Origin of the sequence: Rhizobium sp. Rhizsp82, assembly GCF_047325115.1 — a bacterium.
Classification (GTDB): domain Bacteria; phylum Pseudomonadota; class Alphaproteobacteria; order Rhizobiales; family Rhizobiaceae; genus Rhizobium.
On the sequence record NZ_CP168570.1, the window covers coordinates 1,558,014 to 1,575,017 of the forward strand.

The 17,004-nt window shown below is 61.8% G+C and carries 14 protein-coding genes and 1 tRNA gene; 11 read left to right on the top strand and 4 right to left on the bottom strand.

Translation table 11 applies throughout. The annotated features are described in order from the left end of the window. Positions 1-84 precede the first annotated feature (84 nt). From ACEN84_RS12360 to ACEN84_RS12380, 5 genes are all read left to right on the top strand, one after another. Positions 85-1,494 carry a helix-turn-helix domain-containing protein gene (locus ACEN84_RS12360; protein ID WP_413711004.1) on the top strand — a complete coding sequence of 470 codons (1,410 nt, stop codon included), beginning with the start codon at positions 85-87 and terminating at the stop codon, positions 1,492-1,494. Between the two features lie 133 nt (positions 1,495-1,627). Further along, positions 1,628-2,725: a polyamine ABC transporter substrate-binding protein gene (locus ACEN84_RS12365; protein WP_413711005.1), complete on the top strand. Its 1,098-nt coding sequence runs from the start codon at positions 1,628-1,630 to the stop codon at positions 2,723-2,725. A 97-nt stretch (positions 2,726-2,822) separates the two neighbouring features. Then, on the top strand, positions 2,823-3,965 hold the full coding sequence (locus ACEN84_RS12370; protein ID WP_413711006.1) for an ABC transporter ATP-binding protein: 1,143 nt from the start codon (positions 2,823-2,825) through the stop codon (positions 3,963-3,965). A gap of 2 nt (positions 3,966-3,967) precedes the next feature. Then, complete coding sequence (locus ACEN84_RS12375; protein WP_413711007.1) at positions 3,968-4,879, top strand: ABC transporter permease subunit; 912 nt, start codon at positions 3,968-3,970, stop codon at positions 4,877-4,879. Positions 4,880-4,882: 3 nt separating this feature from the next. Further along, positions 4,883-5,701, top strand: a complete 819-nt coding sequence (locus ACEN84_RS12380) for an ABC transporter permease (RefSeq protein ID WP_112713186.1) — start codon at positions 4,883-4,885, stop codon at positions 5,699-5,701. Here the strand turns inward: ACEN84_RS12380 and ACEN84_RS12385 are convergent, their stop codons facing one another. Next, a complete protein-coding gene (locus ACEN84_RS12385; protein WP_413711008.1) occupies positions 5,702-7,591 on the bottom strand; it encodes an AsmA family protein in 1,890 nt (629 codons plus the stop codon). Between the two features lie 163 nt (positions 7,592-7,754). Between ACEN84_RS12385 and ACEN84_RS12390 the strand changes: the two genes are divergently transcribed. Further along, entirely contained in the window at positions 7,755-9,707 is a 1,953-nt protein-coding gene (locus ACEN84_RS12390) for an acetoacetate--CoA ligase (protein WP_413711009.1), read from the top strand. Between the two features lie 226 nt (positions 9,708-9,933). Here the strand turns inward: ACEN84_RS12390 and ACEN84_RS12395 are convergent, their stop codons facing one another. Continuing rightward, positions 9,934-13,584, bottom strand: a complete 3,651-nt coding sequence (locus ACEN84_RS12395) for an ATP-binding protein (RefSeq protein WP_413711010.1) — start codon at positions 13,582-13,584, stop codon at positions 9,934-9,936. 212 nt (positions 13,585-13,796) lie between these two features. Between ACEN84_RS12395 and ACEN84_RS12400 the strand changes: the two genes are divergently transcribed. From ACEN84_RS12400 to ACEN84_RS12420, 5 genes are all read left to right on the top strand, one after another. Continuing rightward, the gene (locus tag ACEN84_RS12400) at positions 13,797-14,246 is read left to right on the top strand and encodes a phasin (RefSeq protein WP_112713178.1); all 450 of its coding nucleotides are present in this window, start codon (positions 13,797-13,799) and stop codon (positions 14,244-14,246) included. A gap of 129 nt (positions 14,247-14,375) precedes the next feature. Further along, positions 14,376-14,452, top strand: a tRNA-His gene (locus ACEN84_RS12405). A gap of 199 nt (positions 14,453-14,651) precedes the next feature. Next, positions 14,652-14,897, top strand: coding sequence for a helix-turn-helix domain-containing protein (locus tag ACEN84_RS12410; RefSeq protein ID WP_112713176.1), 246 nt, complete (start codon positions 14,652-14,654; stop codon positions 14,895-14,897). Positions 14,898-15,025: 128 nt separating this feature from the next. Continuing rightward, positions 15,026-15,463: a DUF4174 domain-containing protein gene (locus ACEN84_RS12415; protein ID WP_413711011.1), complete on the top strand. Its 438-nt coding sequence runs from the start codon at positions 15,026-15,028 to the stop codon at positions 15,461-15,463. Positions 15,464-15,492: 29 nt separating this feature from the next. After that, on the top strand, positions 15,493-15,654 hold the full coding sequence (locus ACEN84_RS12420; protein ID WP_165402627.1) for a hypothetical protein: 162 nt from the start codon (positions 15,493-15,495) through the stop codon (positions 15,652-15,654). On the opposite strand, the gene ACEN84_RS12425 is transcribed toward ACEN84_RS12420, so the two are convergent. Beyond that, positions 15,649-16,530, bottom strand: coding sequence for a LysR family transcriptional regulator (locus ACEN84_RS12425; protein WP_413711012.1), 882 nt, complete (start codon positions 16,528-16,530; stop codon positions 15,649-15,651). The genes ACEN84_RS12420 and ACEN84_RS12425 overlap by 6 nt on opposite strands. After that, on the bottom strand, positions 16,527-16,841 hold the full coding sequence (locus tag ACEN84_RS12430; protein WP_130279026.1) for a putative quinol monooxygenase: 315 nt from the start codon (positions 16,839-16,841) through the stop codon (positions 16,527-16,529). The genes ACEN84_RS12425 and ACEN84_RS12430 overlap by 4 nt, the downstream gene beginning before the upstream one ends. Between the last annotated feature and the right edge of the window lie 163 nt (positions 16,842-17,004).

Sequence of the window (17,004 nt, forward strand, 5' to 3'; positions counted from 1 at the left end):
TAAGTGCCTGAGAAAGAGGTTATATTGGCGCGAGATTTACAAGCTGACTTTGTCAATTTGTAAAATTTTGTAAAAGGCATCGATATGGAACGGAAAATCTTTGCCGGACCGAAAGTCAGGCGCATCCGCAATGGCCTCGGCGTCACGCAGACGGCGATGGCCGAAGCCCTCGGCATTTCGCCGTCCTATCTGAACCTGATCGAGCGTAACCAACGGCCGCTCACCGTTCAGCTGCTGTTGAAGCTCGCCTCGGTCTACAAGGTCGATCTCGATGAGCTCCAGAGCGAGCCGGGCAATAACCTCGCCGAACTGCGCGAAGTCTTCGCCGACCCGCTGCTGTCGGGTGAGCTTCCCGGCGATCAGGAGCTGGTGGAGATATCGGACGCTGCGCCCAATGCGGCGAGCGGCATGGTGAAGCTCTATCGGGCCTACCGCGAACAGGCCGCCCGGCTGTCGGATCTCGGCGCGCTGATGGCTGACGGTGCGCAGGTCCCCGCTGCCGGTGCGCGCCTTCCGGCCGACGAGGTGCGCGACGCGCTGGAGCGGCGCCCGGCCTATCTCGCCGTCATCGAAGAGGCCGCCGAGCAGTTCTTCATGACGCTTCCCTCTGGCGATCTGCAGCAGGTGCTTCGGGATTGGCTGCACAAGGAGCGCGGCATTACCGTGCGCGTCCTGCCTGTCCATGTCATGCCGGATCTGCGCCGCCGCTTCGATCGCCACTCCATGCGGCTTTTCCTCTCCGAACGCCTGTCGCCGCAGGACCAGCTGCAGGAGATCGCCATCGAGGCCGCAACGCTCGCCCTGAAGGCGGCGATCGGCAAGGAGCTGGAAGGGCTCGCCCTGTCGACGTCGGAAGCCCAGCGCATCGCCCGCTTCGAGCTTGCCCGCGCTGCCGCGCTGGCGCTGATGATGCCTTACGAGGCCTTCCTGACGGCGGCGAAATCCGTGCGCTACGACATCGATCTCCTGCGCAGCCGCTTCGGCTGTTCCTTCGGCCAGGCGGCGGCCCGGCTCACCATGCTGCAGCGGCCGTCGAACAGTGCCGTGCCATTCTTCCTGATGGAGATCGATGCGGCGGGAAACCGTCTGCGTCGGGCAGGGGCGTCGGGCTTCCCGCAGGCTCGCTTCGGCGGCGGCTGTCCCAAGCTCAATATTCACGCCGCTTTCCTGCAGCCCGGCCAGATCCTGGCGGAAACCGTAGAGACGCCGGATGGCAGCGCCTTCCTGACGATCGCACGAACGCTGGAAGGCCCGGCAGCCCCCTTCGGCGAGAGGGTCAGGCGCACCGCGCTTCTCATTGCCTGCGACGCCCAGTTCAGGGATGCGACCGTCTACGCTCATGCGGCGTCATCTTCGCCACATGCAGTTGCAATTGGCCCGGCCTGCCGCCTTTGTGAGCGAAAGGGCTGCCTTGCCCGCGCCGAGCCGCCGGTCACTCGCCCGCTTGGGCTAGACGAGATGGTGGCCGGTCTCAGCGCCTTTGATTTTCAGTGATAGTTGAAATCATTGAGAGCGCAGGATTTTGCGCTTGTCGGCTCTCAAAATCCTTCTTAGTCTAGCTAAAAATCCAGAGGGAATGGGTGTCCGGGGGCGTGATACCTAATAATTATAAGCCACAGGAGAGATTATGAGGTCAGTCATTGCAAAGCTCGCGGCAACTGTTGCCGTGGCCATTCTTGCCGCCGCGCCGTCCTACGCCCAGGAACGCGTCGTCAATGTCTACAACTGGTCCGATTATATCGACAGCTCGATCCTTGAGGACTTCACCAAGGAAACCGGCATCAAGGTCGTCTACGACACCTTCGATTCCAACGAGACGCTGGAAACCAAGCTGCTGGCAGGCGGCACCGGTTACGACGTCGTCGTTCCGACCGTTTCCTTCATGCAGCGCCAGATCGCTGCCGGCGTCTATCAGAAGCTCGACAAGTCGAAGCTGCCGAACCTGAAGAACATGTGGGACGTCGTTACCAAGGGCGTCGCAACCTTCGACCCCGGCAACGAATACAGCGTCGACTACATGTGGGGCACCACCGGCATCGGCTACAATGTCGACAAAGTGAAGGCCGCGCTCGGCACCGACGAGAAGCCGAACTGGGATGCGCTGTTCGATCCGGCAAAGGCTGAGAAGCTCAAGGATTGCGGCATCTACATGCTGGATTCGCCGACCGACGTCATCCCGTCGGTTCTCGCCTATCTCGGCCTCGACCCGAACAGCAAGAAGCAGGCCGATCTCGACAAGGCGCAGGAAGTGCTGCTCAAGGTTCGTCCCTTCGTGCGCAAGTTCCACTCGTCCGAATATATCAGCGCGCTCGCCAACGGCGATATCTGCATCGCGCTCGGCTATTCCGGCGACATGTTCCAGGCCCGTGACCGCGCTGCCGAAGCCAAGGCCGGCGTGACGATCGACTACTCGGTTCCGAGCCAGGGTGCGCAGATCTTCTTCGACGTATTCGGTATCCCGAAGGATGCTCCGCATGTCGAGGAAGCGCATGAATTCATCAATTACATGATGAAGCCTGAAGTTGCCGCCAAGGCCTCGAACTTCGTCTACTACGCCAACGGCAACAAGGCCTCGCAGGAGTTCCTGGACAAGGAAGTCATCGGCGATACGGCGATCTATCCGACGCCCGAGGTCATGGCCAAGCTCTTCACGGTGCCGCCGCTCGATCCGAAAACGCAGCGCCTCGTGACACGAATCTGGACAAAGGTCGTCACCGGCCAGTAATCGAGACTTCGGCCCGGACGGCAACGCCCGGGCCTTTTATTGACGTGCCGGCCGTCGGGGGAGCGCCGGTTTCAAATTCATAATTTCGGGGAAAACCATGAAGTCTCTTGGCAATATTCGCCGCTCCTTCGCGCCCTGGGCCGATCCCGCCTCAAAACCTTTCATCTCATTCAAGAACGTCACGAAGCGCTTCGGCGATTTCACCGCCGTCAACGATCTCAGCCTGAACATCTACCACCGTGAGTTCTTCGCCCTGCTCGGCGCTTCCGGCTGCGGCAAGTCCACGCTGCTGCGCATGCTGGCCGGCTTCGAGCAGCCGACCGCGGGCGAGGTCATCCTCGACGGCACCGACATGGCCGGCACGCCGCCCTACAAGCGTCCCGTCAACATGATGTTCCAGAGCTACGCGCTCTTCCCGCATATGACCGTCGAGAAGAACATCGCCTTCGGCCTGCGCCAGGACGGCATGGGTAAGGACGAGATCGCCGAGCGCGTGTCGCAGATGCTGAAGATGGTCAAGCTCGAGCAGTTCGCCTCGCGCAAGCCCAACCAGCTTTCCGGCGGCCAGCGCCAGCGCGTGGCGCTTGCCCGTTCGCTTGCCAAGCGCCCGAAGGTGCTGCTGCTCGACGAGCCGCTTGGCGCGCTCGACAAGAAGCTGCGCGAGGAAACCCAGTTCGAACTGATGGACCTGCAGCAGAATCTCGGCCTGACCTTCGTCGTCGTCACCCACGACCAGGAAGAGGCGATGACCATGGCAGACCGCATCGCCGTCATGAGCCACGGTAAGGTTGTGCAGGTCGCAACGCCCGCCGAAATCTACGAAGCGCCGAACTGCCGCTTCGTCGCCGATTTCATCGGTGACGTGAACATCTTCGACGGCAAGGTCGTCTCCGCCGATGGCACGAGTGTCGAGCTCGCCATCGATGCCGGCTTCAGCGTCAAGGTCGCGACACCAGACATGCCCGCCAAGGGCAGCACCGCCGGCTTCGCGATCCGCCCGGAAAAGCTGAAGGTCACCCGCCAGCCGCCGGCCAATCCCAACGTCAACGCCTCCTCGGGCGAGCTCTGGGACATCGCCTATCTCGGCGACATGACCGTTTTCCACGTCAAGCTGAAGAGCGGCCAGGTGGTCAAGGCCTCGCTGCTCAATGCCCAGCGCGCCGTCGACGATCCCTTCACCTACGACCAGGAAGTCTGGGTCACCTTCGCCGAAGATGCCGGCGTGCTCTTGAAGGATTGATCATGGGCAAGCTCGGTTCAGTCATCTACAGCCGCCTGGTGATCATCGTTCCCTATGCCTGGCTGCTGATCTTCTTCCTGGTGCCGTTCTTCATCGTCTTCCGCATCTCGCTGTCGACGACCGCGATCGCCATGCCGCCCTATGAACCGGCCTTCTCGTTCAGCGATGGCTGGGCCGGTTTCATGGAGAAGATTTCAACCTTCTCCTTCGACAATTACAGCTACCTGATCGACGACCCACTCTATTTCAACGCCTATATATCGAGCCTCGTCATCGCCGGCGTCTCGACCTTCCTGACGCTGCTGATCGCCTATCCGATCGCTTACGGCATGGCGCAGGCGCCGCGCAGCATCCGCCCGACGCTGCTGATGCTGGTCATCCTGCCGTTCTGGACGAGCTTCCTGATCCGCGTCTACGCCTGGATCGCGATCCTCAAGCCAGAGGGACTGCTGAACCAGTTGCTGATCGGAACGGGTATCATCGATACGCCGCTGATCATCCTGAACACCAATGTCGCGGTCTATATCGGTATCGTCTATTCCTACCTGCCGTTCATGGTGCTGCCGCTCTATTCCTCTCTCGAGAAGATGGACGGCACGCTGATCGAGGCGGCGCAGGATCTCGGCTGCACGCCGATCCGCGCCTTCTGGCGGGTTACGTTCCCTCTGTCGCTGCCCGGCGTCGTCGCCGGCTGCATGCTGGTCTTCATTCCTGCCGTCGGCGAGTTCGTCATCCCCGACCTGCTCGGCGGGTCGCAGACGCTGATGATCGGCAAGACGCTGTGGAACGAGTTCAATTCGAACCGCGACTGGCCGGTGTCTTCGGCCGTGGCGACCATCCTTCTCTTGATCCTCGTAGTGCCGATCGTGTTCTTCCAGAACGCCCAGGCCAAAGCCGACGAGCAGGGGAGATAAGCGATGCTACGCTGGACACGCTTCAACATCATCTCGGTCACGCTCGGCTTCGCCTTTCTCTATCTGCCGATCGTGCTCCTGGTGATCTTCTCCTTCAACGAGTCGAAACTCGTCACCGTCTGGGGTGGCTTCTCGACCAAGTGGTACGTGTCGTTGATGCACAATGACGCCCTGCTGGATGCGGCCTGGGTCACGGTCCGCGTTGGCGTCCTGTCGGCAACGGCGGCGACCATTCTCGGCACGCTGGCGGCGATCACGCTGGTGCGCCACACGCGCTTCCGCGGCCGCATGCTGTTTTCGGGCATGGTCTATGCACCGCTCGTCATGCCTGAAGTCATCACCGGCCTGTCGCTGCTGCTGCTCTTCGTGGCGATCGGCCTCGACCGCGGCTTCTGGACGATTACGCTGGCGCACACGACGCTGACCATGTGCTTCGTCGCCGTCGTTGTGCAGTCGCGCCTGATGAGCTTCGATCAGTCGATCGAGGAAGCGGCGCAGGATCTCGGCGCCCCGCCGGTGCGCACCTTCTTCGAGGTGACGCTGCCGATCATCGCGCCGGCCGTATTCTCCGGCTGGATCCTCGCCTTCACTCTGTCGCTGGACGATCTGGTTATTGCGAGCTTCACCTCCGGCCCGGGCGCGACGACGCTGCCGATGAGGATCTACAGCCAGGTGCGATTGGGCGTGACGCCGGAGATCAATGCGGTCTGCACCATCCTGATCGCCGTCGTTGCCGTCGGCGTCATCGCGGCATCGGTGATCACCAAGCGCCGTGAAGTCCAGCGCGAACGCGATGAACGCGCTGCCGCCAACGCGCCCTGATTACTGAGCGCTGGGTGCCGGCTGCGTCAGCACCGGCACCGGCGATATCACCGGATTGGGCCAGGAACCGCCGATGAAGAAGGGTAGAAGCGGTAGCTCGGCCGCCCGTGTATCGTCGGTCGCCTGCAGCGAGCCGGAAAGCGCCAGCCCGTTGGATTCGTAGGGGATGATGCCGGAGAGCGTCAGCGTCTCCACCGCGCCCTTGATGCTGACGCCTTCAAGCTCTGCCGAACCAGCCGAGAAATTCGCCGTCAGCTGCGCCTCGGTGAACGGGAACGAATGATCGCCCGCGGCACTCAGCGGGAAGAACTTCTGCTGCGCAGACTGATTGCGGATCGCTTCGACATCGAGATTGGCGATCGAGCCGGTTCCCGCATGGAAGGTGAGCTGACCGGTCACGTCGCCGAGTCCAGCCGTCCAAAGCGGCTTTGTCGTCTTCAGGTTCAAGTCGAGTGACCCGGTCGTCAGCGGCAAGGGCCCTTTGAGCTGCAGCCGTTCGACCAGAGCACCGAAATCCGCACCGCGGATCGACATCTGCAGCTTGCCGCCACCATCGAAATCGCCGCGCGTTGCTTCCAGATGCGCCAGCATCGTGCCGCCCTCGAACTGGCTGTCGCCGATATCGAACTTGGCCTCGTTGCTGGAAACGATGACACTGGCGCCGACATCCGACAGGTTGAAGGGCGCAAGCTGCATCTCCTTGGCGGAGAAGCGCAGATCGAGATCGAGACGCTGCAACGGCCCACCGTCCGGTGTTGCCGTTTCTTCACCGGCCGCAAGGCGCAGCGCGAAGGCGTCGAAGAACGGCTTCAGGTTCATGGTGTCGAAGGCGAGTGTCCCACCGAGCTTCGCCCGGTTGTTGCGCACGCTGGAAATGTCCATCACGCCGGTTGCCGTCGCGCCGTTCAGCCCGAGTGTCACATTGTTGAAGCGCAGGCCATTGGCGGCCGAGAGCACGTCGCTACTGATCGAGAACGACTTGAGGCTCTCGATCCCCGGGATCGACTTGCCCGACCATGCAAGCAGGGCCGGCATGTCGCCGATCGTGGCGCTGATATTGCCGGAGAGGCCGGTCAGGTTGGTGATGCTGCCGAGCCCCGAGAAAGAGGCGGTGACGAGGTTCGAGGCAAGCGATGCCTTCAGCTCGGTGGTCTTGCCGCCGAAGACCAGCAGCGGATTGCGCGAGGAGAAGTCGAGCTTCAGGTCCTGACCGGCGGTCCGCGCAATCAGCACGGCCGACATGCCGCTCGAAAGCCGCGGCCAGTTGATATCGGCCGTCACACCCTCGAAGTGATAGGTCTTGGATGTCGCGAGATCGGTAACATTGAGCGTCCCGTCCTCGACGGTAATGGCGCCGACTTCGGCATCAAGCTTGCGGTTGAGTACCTGCGCATTGCCATCCTGGTGCGCGCCGTCGATCGCCTTGGCGAGTTGGCCGGCATAGGTCCAGTCGATCAGGCCCTGCTGATCACGCGTGAGCGACAGGTTGGGCCGCAGTAGATGGAATTCATGGAAGCTGGCATGGCCGCGCAGCGCCTCGATCAGGCTGAAATCGGCCGAGAGGCTGTCGATCGTGCCGAGCAGCTTGTTGCCGGCATTTGGCGGCTGCCGGATGGCGATCTGGTGCAGCGTGATGCGCGGCGTCGGCCAGAATTCGAGTTCCGGGCTGCCCTTGATCTCGGCCTTGTAGCCGGTCCAGCGCGACAGCGCATCCTCGATGCCGGAGCGCACCATGCCCGTCGAAACCACGAAAGGTGCGGCGACGCGCAGGGCGACAAAGATCACGGCGGAAATAAGCAAGAGCAGGGTTGCGAGACGTGTAATACCCGGAAGCCAGCGGGAAACGGGGGCCATCTTTTTACGCCACTTCGGTTGTCTTGACGTACTCATGAGCTCTGCCAGTATTTTCAGTCGCTTACCCGTTAGGCGCTGATCTTGCCGGATATATGAAATACGCGCCATATGCAATTCGGACGGCCGATCGCAGAGCGCCATGCACACTTTATAATGCAGTGCAGCATGTTATATAGCGAATAAACGGGAGGAAATGGGAATGAACGACACAGTGCCGCTCTGGACGCCGTCGCGGGAGTTCATCGAGAAGAGCCCGATGTATGCCTTCATGCAGCGCTGCAACGAGGCGTTCGGCCTGTCACTTCAAGACTATGCCGGCCTGCATGCCTGGTCGATCGCCGAGCGCGAGCATTTCTGGTCCACCCTCTGGGATTTCTGCGGCGTGCGCGGCGAACGCGGCGAGCGGGTGCTGGCCGATGGCGATCTCATGCTGAAGGCGCGCTTCTTCCCCGATGCCCGGCTGAACTTCGCCGAAAACCTGCTGCGCAATAGCGGCGAGGGCGATGCCCTGATCTTCCGCGGCGAGGACAAGGTGCAGGATCGCTGGTCCTGGAACCGCCTGCATGAAACGGTCTCGAAGTTGCAGCAGGCCTACCGGGCGCTCGGCATCGGCGAGGGCGATCGTATCGCCGCGATGATGCCGAATATGCCGGAGACCATCGCCTGCATGCTGGCCGCAGCCTCGATCGGCGCGATCTGGTCCTCCTGTTCTCCTGATTTCGGCGATCAGGGCGTGCTCGACCGCTTCGGCCAGATTGGCCCGAAGCTGTTCATCGCCTGCGACGCCTATTGGTATAACGGCAAGCTGCAGGATGTCTCCGCCAAGGTCGCCACCGTCGCCGCCAATTTGCAGGCGCCGTCGATGATCGTCCACTATGCCGGCAATGCCGATGCCGTGGCCGCCGCTGTAACGGACGCCAGGACTTTCGATGCGATGATCGCGCCCTATCAGGCAAAGCCGGTCGAATTCGCCCAGCTGCCTTTCGCGCACCCGCTCTACATTCTCTTTTCCTCAGGCACGACCGGCGTGCCGAAATGCATCGTCCATTCGGCCGGCGGCACGCTGCTGCAGCACCTCAAGGAACACCGCCTGCATTGCGGCATCGAGCCGGGCGACAAGCTTTTCTACTTCACCACCTGCGGCTGGATGATGTGGAACTGGCTGGCGAGCGGCCTTGCCGCGGGCGCCACGCTCTGCCTGTTCGACGGCTCGCCTTTCGCTCCCGATGGCAACGTGCTCTTCGACTATGCCGAGGCCGAAAAATTCGCAGTCTTCGGCACCTCGGCCAAATATATCGACGCCGTCCGCAAGAGCGGCCTGACGCCGCGCAGCAGCCATGACCTTTCGAGCCTGCGTCTGATGACCTCGACTGGATCGCCGCTCTCGCCCGAAGGCTTCACCTTCGTCTATGAAGGCATCAAGGAGGACATCCAGCTAGCCTCGATTTCCGGCGGCACCGATATCGTCTCCTGCTTCGTGCTCGGCAATCCGCTGCAGCCGGTCTGGCGCGGCGAGATCCAGGGCGCCGGTCTCGGCCTTGCCGTCGATGTCTGGAACGATGACGCGAAGCCGGTGCGCCAGGAAAAAGGCGAGCTCGTCTGCACCAAGGCATTTCCCTCCATGCCCGTCGGTTTCTGGAACGATGCCGATGGCGCCAAGTATCGCGCCGCCTATTTCGAGCGTTTCGACAATATCTGGTGCCACGGCGATTTCGCCGAATGGACGGAGCATGGCGGCCTCGTCATCCACGGCCGCTCCGATGCGACATTGAACCCGGGCGGCGTGCGCATCGGTACTGCCGAGATCTACAATCAGGTGGAGCAGATGGAAGAGGTCGCCGAGGCGCTCTGCATCGGCCAGGACTGGGATGATGACGTCCGCGTCGTGCTCTTCGTTCGCCTGGCGCCCGGCGTCACGCTCAGCGAGGATCTGGCGAAGGCGATCAAGAACCGCATCCGCACCGGCGCCTCACCGCGCCACGTTCCGGCAAAGATCATCGCCGTCGCAGATATCCCGCGTACCAAGTCGGGAAAGATCGTCGAACTCGCCGTCCGCGAGGTGGTTCACGGCCGTCCCGTTAAGAACAAGGAGGCGCTCGCAAATCCCGAAGCGCTTGAGCTATTTGCGGGATTGGCCGAGTTAAACGTTTAAAGTCGCGTAAAATGCGCCCGAAACTACAAGCTTCCACCCTTCAGAGCTTCCCGGCCCCGGCAACCATTCGTTAACGGAGGTCCGTCAAAGGTGATGGCACTTGGAGCTGTGAATGATAGGCAGCTAGGAGCACTTGGCTCCCGTGACATGACGTTGAGCGACTGAGCCCCTTGTTGAACAGCACCAAACTCCAGGCAGCCTAAACCCCAGGCTGCCTTTTTTTGTTTCAGCCGGCCAGAACCCGCTGCGACGGGAAGGTGATCTCCACAAGCGTGCCTTCATTCGGTGCCGAGTTGATCGCAAAGATCGCCCGGTTGGCATCGACCATCGCCTTGGTCAGCGGCAGGCCGAGACCGGTGCCGTCACCGCGGTGGCGCGATTGCGCCGAGACTTGCCGGAACGGCTTCATCGCCTGGTCGAGCTCGCTGCGCGTCATGCCGATGCCGGTATCGCGGACGCGAAGCACGACGCTGCCATTGCTCTCATAGGAGGTCGAGACGACGATCTGGCCGCCCGACGGCGTAAAGCGGATCGCATTCGACAGGATGTTGAGCGCGATCTGTTTGACGGAGCGCAGGTCGGCAACGACATTCGGAACCGATTGCGACAGCGCCGTGCGGATGATCACCCGCTGCCCGTTCGCCTGCGGCTGCACCAGCGCCACGGCCTCTGACACAGCATCGTTCAGGCCGACCGAAGCGAAATCGAGATCCATCTCGCCCGCCTCGATCTTCGAGATGTCGAGCAGGTCGTTGACGATATCCAGCACATGGCGCCCGGAGCGGCCGATATCGTTTGCATATTCGATATAGCGCGGATGGCCGATCGGTCCGAAACGCTCGCTCGCCATCATGTCGGAGAAGCCGATGATGGCATTCAGCGGCGTGCGGATTTCGTGGCTGATACGCGCCAGGAAATCGGTCTTGTGGGCATTGGCGGTTTCGGCCGCGCCCTTGGCGCTGCGCAACTCGTCTTCCGTCCGCTTCCACTGGGTAATGTCGCGGATCACGGCGCAGTAGCCGCTGGAGGAGGTGAGGCGGCCCATCGTCATGAACAGCGGCACGAAACCGCCGGACGCTTCGCGGCCGATCACTTCGCGCCCATCGTTCAGCACGCTGGCAACGCCGTGGCCCGAGAGGCCGTTCAGATAATCGAGCACGGCCTTCTGGCTTTCATGAGCGAAGAGCATGACGAAGGGTTTGCCGCGCGTTTCCTCTTCGTCGTAGTTGAAGAGCGCGCTTGCCGAGCGGTTCATCGAGCGGATATCGCCCTCGGCGCCGATCACGACGACGCCATCGGTGGCCGTCTCCAGGATCGAGCGCAGTTCCTCGACTTCGACCTGCAGCTTGGCAACCTTCTCGACCATGCGGTCGGAGCGGTTTTCCTGGCGCGGCTCTTCTTCCACCTTCGCGGGCGGCACGTCCTTGGCCTCGACCGGCATCAGCGCCAGCATCAGCGCGCTCGCATCTTCCCAGCGAACGGACTGCAGCCGTGCCGTCACCGGCACCAGGCTGTCATCGGCGGTAACAAGCATCATCGCGCCCGGACGGCCGGTATTTTCTTCCAGCTCCCGGCGCTGTAGCAGCGCATCAAGACCGCCGACCTCGTCGAGCGCCTCGAGCGAGGCATAGCCGGTCAGGCGCATGAATTCCGGATTGGCATGCATCAGCTCGTCACCGGCATGGATCAGCACCGCGACCGGCAGCTGATCGACGGTGGCGGAAGACAGCCCGTCCGTCATCTTCACGCGCGGAGGGATGACGCTGCTCAGCATGTCGAGCGGGCTCACCGACGTTTCCGGCAATCCCTCGGTGGCATCGTCATCGCTATCGTCGGCAACGGTCTCGTCTTCCGCGGCTTCCGCAGAAACATCACCGTTTTCGTTGGCAGCCTCGAAGCTCGCAACGTCTTCGGCGCCCGAAATCTCCTCAGCAGGAGCAGCCGTCTCGATCTCCACCGGAGCCGCATCGTTGGCAGCAGCCGGCGTTTCCGGCTGTACCGGTTCGCCGGCTTCATCTTCGGTATCGCGTACGCCAAACGCTTCGAGGCGCTTGGCGATCTCGCGGAAATTTGCCTGCTCGGCAGCGCTGAGCCCCGGTCCGGCATTGTGCAGCTGCACGATCTTGTCGGTCAGGCGGCGGCTCGGCGTTTCCGCCATGCGCAGCACCGGCGGCTCTTCGCGCGGTAGCGGGATTTCAACAGGTGCCGGAGCTTCCGCTTCTGCGGCGGCAGGCTCCTCGGCAACTTCGGCAATCGGTTCCTCCGGCACGTCGACCGGCTGGTCAAGGCTGGCAGCATCCCGGCCGATGCCATCGGGCCCGAGCGTCAGGCCAAGGGCGAGCGGATCTTCCGCCGCATCCGACAGGCGCACGACGCCGAAGCCGCGGAAACCGTCGAATTCGCGCTGGCGCGTATAGGTCGGTAGGGCCGCGAGATCGACCGGCACGACGAGGCTCGTGCCTTCGATCGGCCAATGGATGGTCTTGCCCGACCAGGTATCGCGGCGCTCCAGCGCCTCGGCGATCTTGCCTTCGGGGTCGAGATTGAAGAGGGCGGAAATATCGCTGAAGGCAACGCCGATGACATTGGCCGCATTCGGGCCGACCGCCTCGGCAAACTCGTTCGACACTTCGCTGAAACAGCCGGCCGAATCGATCTTCCAGACGAAGCGCGTGGCGCGGCTGTTCGGCTGGAACTTGAATCCGGAGGAGGGCGCTGCAGCAACGGCTTCAACCGGAGCCGCTTCGGCCGCGGCAACGCTCTCTTGCTCGGTCTCTTCCGAAACCGCGCTTACCGGCTCTTCTTCCGCGACATCCTCGGCCGGAGCACCCTGAGGCTCCGCATCCAGCACGACATTCGGTTCCGGCTCGATCGCGATGGGGCCGTCGTCTTCGGCAGCGGTTGCCTCCAGCTCGGCAGCCTCGGGAAGCGTCTCTTCTTCCTCGACAGCGCCTTTCGCCAGACCCGCCCGTGCCTCTACGTCTGCAACGAGCTCTTCGACCTCAGGCCCTTCGACCTCAGGCTCTTCGACCTCAGGCTCTTCGGCAACAGGCTCCTCAGCCTCGGCGACGCTCTCCAGAACCTCTTCGACATCCTCGATGCCGGCGACCGCATTGAGCGCCTCGTCGAATTTCGGCGGCTCGATATGGTTAACGGCGGCTGTGGATAAGGCCGGTTCCGGCACTGCAACATCGATCGGGTCGAGGTGGCCGAGCACCGTTTCGACGGCGAAAAGCAGGTTGAGGACCGGTTCGTCGCTGAGCTTGCCGACGGCGGCCGGCAGGTAGCCCTTACCGGTGGCAACAGGGCGCTTCACCAGCCGGTCCGGATGGGCGGCGGCAAGGCCCGTCAGGCTCTTTGCGGTCTGCTGGGTGATTCCGAGAGAGGCATAGCCGGGCGAGGAGGCGATCACTTCGCCCTCGGCGCCGATCACCGCCATATGCGTATCGGGATCGTCGAGACCCTGGATCATCTGCGCCGCCGAAGCGCTGGCCGGCAAGGCCTTGCCCGCAACGGGAACCGAAAACAGGATGGCCCGCTCGCCGGTCGAAAGCGCGATGCGCTCGACCACGGCCTGAACGGGCACGCGCTGAAAGCCCTTGACGATGCGGATCATCAGATTGCGGCTGTCGCCGGTCGATGTCAGCTGCCGAGCCGTCGTCTCCAGCTGGCGGAAGGTGATGTCGCCATTGCCGACGCCCTGGTCGAGCAGGTCATAGACGGCTGAGTGGCCGAAAAGCTCGGCGCCGGTGCCGTTTGCCCAGAGCAGGCGGGTCAGATCGGCGGAGAACAGCACCATGGCTTCCCCGCGCGAAAAGCGCTCCCGCACCCGCTGATGCACGGCAATATCGATGAACGGGTACTGGACAGCGGGCATGGGAAACCTTGCTACCTTCGGCCTCATTTAAATTAACGGTCTATTAATAACGATGCGCCGGAAAGGGGTCCAGCTTGAGGCCGCCTTTTCGGGCGGAAAGGTTAATGCGTTGTGCGTCGCACAATTATGTTGCAATGCACAATAAGATCGTCTATATAAGCTCTATCCAAACTAAAGGGCGTCAAACGCCCGGACTCAAGGAGCTCGCATCCATGGCTACCATAAAGACCGACGACGTTTTTTCAATGGCTGCATTCGATCCGTCCAAGTTCGCAGAATCCTTCCGCGATTTTGCTGAAAAGGGCGCCCAGCAGTCCCGTGATGCCTATTCCAAGATGAAGTCTGCCGGCGAAGAAGCTGGCAAGACCCTGGAAGCCACCGTTCAGACGGCTCAGGCCGGTTCTGTCGAGATCGGCCTCAAGGCGATCGACGCCCTGCGCACCAACGCAGAAAACTCCCTGTCGCACATGGAAGCGCTGCTCGGCGTCAAGTCCATTGCCGAATTCGTCGAGCTGCAGACGGCGTTCGTCCGCAAGCAGGCCGAGCTGACCGTCGAGCAGGCAAAGTCGATGCAGGAAACCTCCAAGCAGGTTGCCGAAAAGCTGGCAAAGCCTTCCAAGGAAGCCGCTGAAAAGGTCATGGCCTCCTTCAAGGTCGCCTGATCCGCTGATCGAAAATCAAAGAAAGGCTGGACCCCTCGTCCAGCCTTTTTGTATATTGAGGGGAGATAGGGCTTGAATTAATTTTCAAGTCCTCGTATGTGACCCCCGTCGCGCCGAGCGCGGCATTGTGCGGTTGTAGCTCAGTTGGTTAGAGCGCAGGTTTGTGGCACCTGAGGTCGGAGGTTCGAGACCCCCCAACCGTACCATTCCTCTCAAAACATCGAAGTGAATGGTGCGTGATCGCCCGATCCGCATGACGACACCCCGGCTATTGCCCTGTGGCGCCGCCCGCCTATCTACCGGCTGCGGCACAAGTAAACTTTCTCTTATATTGCGTTGCAAAATGTGAGCGGGAGTGCCATTTTGTGCCGGGGGTTACTTGAGTGCTTTTAGAAGGAGACTTTAATGTCCATTTCTCTCAAGAATCTGGATCAATCCAAAGCCACCGCCATTTCAGCCATCAATGTCGCCGCTGAGGTCAAGAAGGCCCGCGAAGCTGTTGGGTACAGTGTTGATGATCTGGCGGTAACCTGTGGCCTGGTGGCTGCGGAAATTACTGAAATTGAAAATGGGGAACATGCCGACCCGGCAAAGCTGAAGCGCATCGCCGCTGCCTTGCAGGTTCCGGTTTCTGCTTTCGTCCCGATGTAATTGCCTTCAGGGCGAACCAAAAGAGCCGGTCGATCTGACCGGCTTTTTTCGTTTCAGGACCTCGTTCCCGGCAATCATGGAACTCCCGGTTCCCTCCAGCCGTTCTATCCGTGGACAGGAGAACGGGAATGTCGAAGACGCTTCTATACGGTGCGACCAAGGTGGACGAGACGAATGTCGCCTATGCGGCAATCGCCAGCCTCGAGCAGTTCCAGTGGAAGAACCGCGTCTTCGTGATTTTCTCCGACAGGGATAACAGTCGCGCCGCGCGCCAGGAGAACCAGTTGCTGGCCGACCGGCCGGCACTCGACGAGCGCGACATGATCGTTCTGAAAGTCGCGGGCAACAGCGTCAAGCCGGTCTTCGGTTCCGCCGAACCGATCGCGGCGGAGGCACTGCGCACCGAACTCGACGCACCCGATGCCGGAGATTTCCATGCCGTGCTGATCGGCAAGGACGGAACGGTGAAGCTGAAGGTCAGTGAGCCCGTCAGCAATGGCGAGCTGTTCGCCATCATCGACAGCATGCCGATGCGCGCCGCCGAGGCCGTGAAGCCGGACAACTGAACAATCCAACAAGACGGAAGGAGCAGGATATGTCCGTACCGAACGAACCTATCCCCGATCAGCCGCCGATGCCGGGACCCGGCTGGAAGCCGGAGCCGCCGATCAAGGAGCCGGAGCCCGACAGGCTTCCGGATGAGGCTCCGAACCCCAATCCCGACGAGAACGAGGAGCCGCCGAAGCACCTTCTATAGAAAGATGTGCCTGTCGGCGGCGACGAGCTCCTGCAGGAAATCGGAAACGGTGCGCACGCGCACCAGCTCGCGCGCGCTTTCGTGGAACGTCGTCCAGTAGGCCCGCCGGATCGAGATTTCCGGCAGAATGCGGATCAGCTTGTCGTGCTGGCGGGCGATATAGTCATGCAGGATGCCGATGCCGGCGCCTGAAAGCACAGCTTCGGTCTGCCCGGTGGCCGATGAAATCTCGAAGGCGGCATCCCAGTTGCGCATCACTTCGCCGGTAAAATTCAGCGACTGCGAAAAGAGCAGGTCCTCGACATAGCCGATGCGGCGGTGCTGCTTCAGCGCTTCGGCATCGGCAGGAAGGCCGTTGGCGTCGGCATAGCTTTGCGACGCGTACAGGCCGAGCGTGTAATCGGTGAGCTTTGCGGAAACCAGCCGCCCCTGTTCCGGCCGCTCCAGTGTGATGGCGATATCGGCCTCGCGCTGCGACAGCGAGAAGGAGCGGGGCACCGGCACCAGCTGGATCTTCAGTTCGGGATGGCGCTCGATCAGCCGTCCCATGCGCGGCGCCAGGAACGAGACGCCGAAACCATCGGGAGCGCCGACCCGCACCGTGCCAGCGATCGCCGTGTCGGTGCGGCCGAGGTTGGCCTGTGCCGCCAGCATCTCCGTTTCCATCCGCTCCGCCGAAGCCAGGAAGATCTCGCCCTCGGCGGTCAGCTCGCAGCCATTCGTCCGGCGCACGAAGAGGCGCGTCTTCAGCGCTTCCTCCAGAGAAGTCAGCCGCCGCGACAGCGTCGCATGGTTCAGCCCCAGCCGCTTTGAGGCGGCAAGGATCTGCCCGGTGCGGGCAACGGCGAGGAAGATGCGAACGTCGTCCCAGTTCATGGCTTGCTGCACATGATGATCGGTTCGACATCGAGAAGCGTCAACGATGTGACCATGCCGGCCGTGCCGGTCTTGTATTTCAGGAAGTGCGGCGTCTGCAGATGCGCCTCATAGGCCTCCCGGTTGGCATAGACCTCAAGAATGCGGATCTTCTCCGGAGAACCGACGACGGCCACCGCACTGAGCGACAGCACGCCGTCTTCGAAGGCGACCGATGCCGAAATCTCCTCGGCAAGCAGCGCGCGGTAGGCGTCGAGATGCCTGATATCGATCTCGATTTCCGCCATTCTGACGACACGGTCTTCACTCATCGATGGATCGCCTTATCTTGAGTTTGCCCGCTTGCCCGATCATCGGGCGCTTCGGCCGTATTTCGCATCGCGCTATAATTTATGCACAACGGTTGCTTATCTCAGCTCATTGATTTGTGCAAATTGAAGTGCGATTGTTCGCCATCCAAAAAATAGGAGGAGC

Coding starts and splice junctions, on each gene's coding strand:
- ACEN84_RS12360 (WP_413711004.1), top strand. CDS start 85: ATGGAACGGAAAATCTTTGCCGGACCGAAAGTCAGGCGCATCCGCAAT.
- ACEN84_RS12365 (WP_413711005.1), top strand. CDS start 1,628: ATGAGGTCAGTCATTGCAAAGCTCGCGGCAACTGTTGCCGTGGCCATT.
- ACEN84_RS12370 (WP_413711006.1), top strand. CDS start 2,823: ATGAAGTCTCTTGGCAATATTCGCCGCTCCTTCGCGCCCTGGGCCGAT.
- ACEN84_RS12375 (WP_413711007.1), top strand. CDS start 3,968: ATGGGCAAGCTCGGTTCAGTCATCTACAGCCGCCTGGTGATCATCGTT.
- ACEN84_RS12380 (WP_112713186.1), top strand. CDS start 4,883: ATGCTACGCTGGACACGCTTCAACATCATCTCGGTCACGCTCGGCTTC.
- ACEN84_RS12385 (WP_413711008.1), bottom strand. CDS start 7,591: ATGAGTACGTCAAGACAACCGAAGTGGCGTAAAAAGATGGCCCCCGTT.
- ACEN84_RS12390 (WP_413711009.1), top strand. CDS start 7,755: ATGAACGACACAGTGCCGCTCTGGACGCCGTCGCGGGAGTTCATCGAG.
- ACEN84_RS12395 (WP_413711010.1), bottom strand. CDS start 13,584: ATGCCCGCTGTCCAGTACCCGTTCATCGATATTGCCGTGCATCAGCGG.
- ACEN84_RS12400 (WP_112713178.1), top strand. CDS start 13,797: ATGGCTACCATAAAGACCGACGACGTTTTTTCAATGGCTGCATTCGAT.
- ACEN84_RS12410 (WP_112713176.1), top strand. CDS start 14,652: ATGTCCATTTCTCTCAAGAATCTGGATCAATCCAAAGCCACCGCCATT.
- ACEN84_RS12415 (WP_413711011.1), top strand. CDS start 15,026: ATGTCGAAGACGCTTCTATACGGTGCGACCAAGGTGGACGAGACGAAT.
- ACEN84_RS12420 (WP_165402627.1), top strand. CDS start 15,493: ATGTCCGTACCGAACGAACCTATCCCCGATCAGCCGCCGATGCCGGGA.
- ACEN84_RS12425 (WP_413711012.1), bottom strand. CDS start 16,530: ATGAACTGGGACGACGTTCGCATCTTCCTCGCCGTTGCCCGCACCGGG.
- ACEN84_RS12430 (WP_130279026.1), bottom strand. CDS start 16,841: ATGAGTGAAGACCGTGTCGTCAGAATGGCGGAAATCGAGATCGATATC.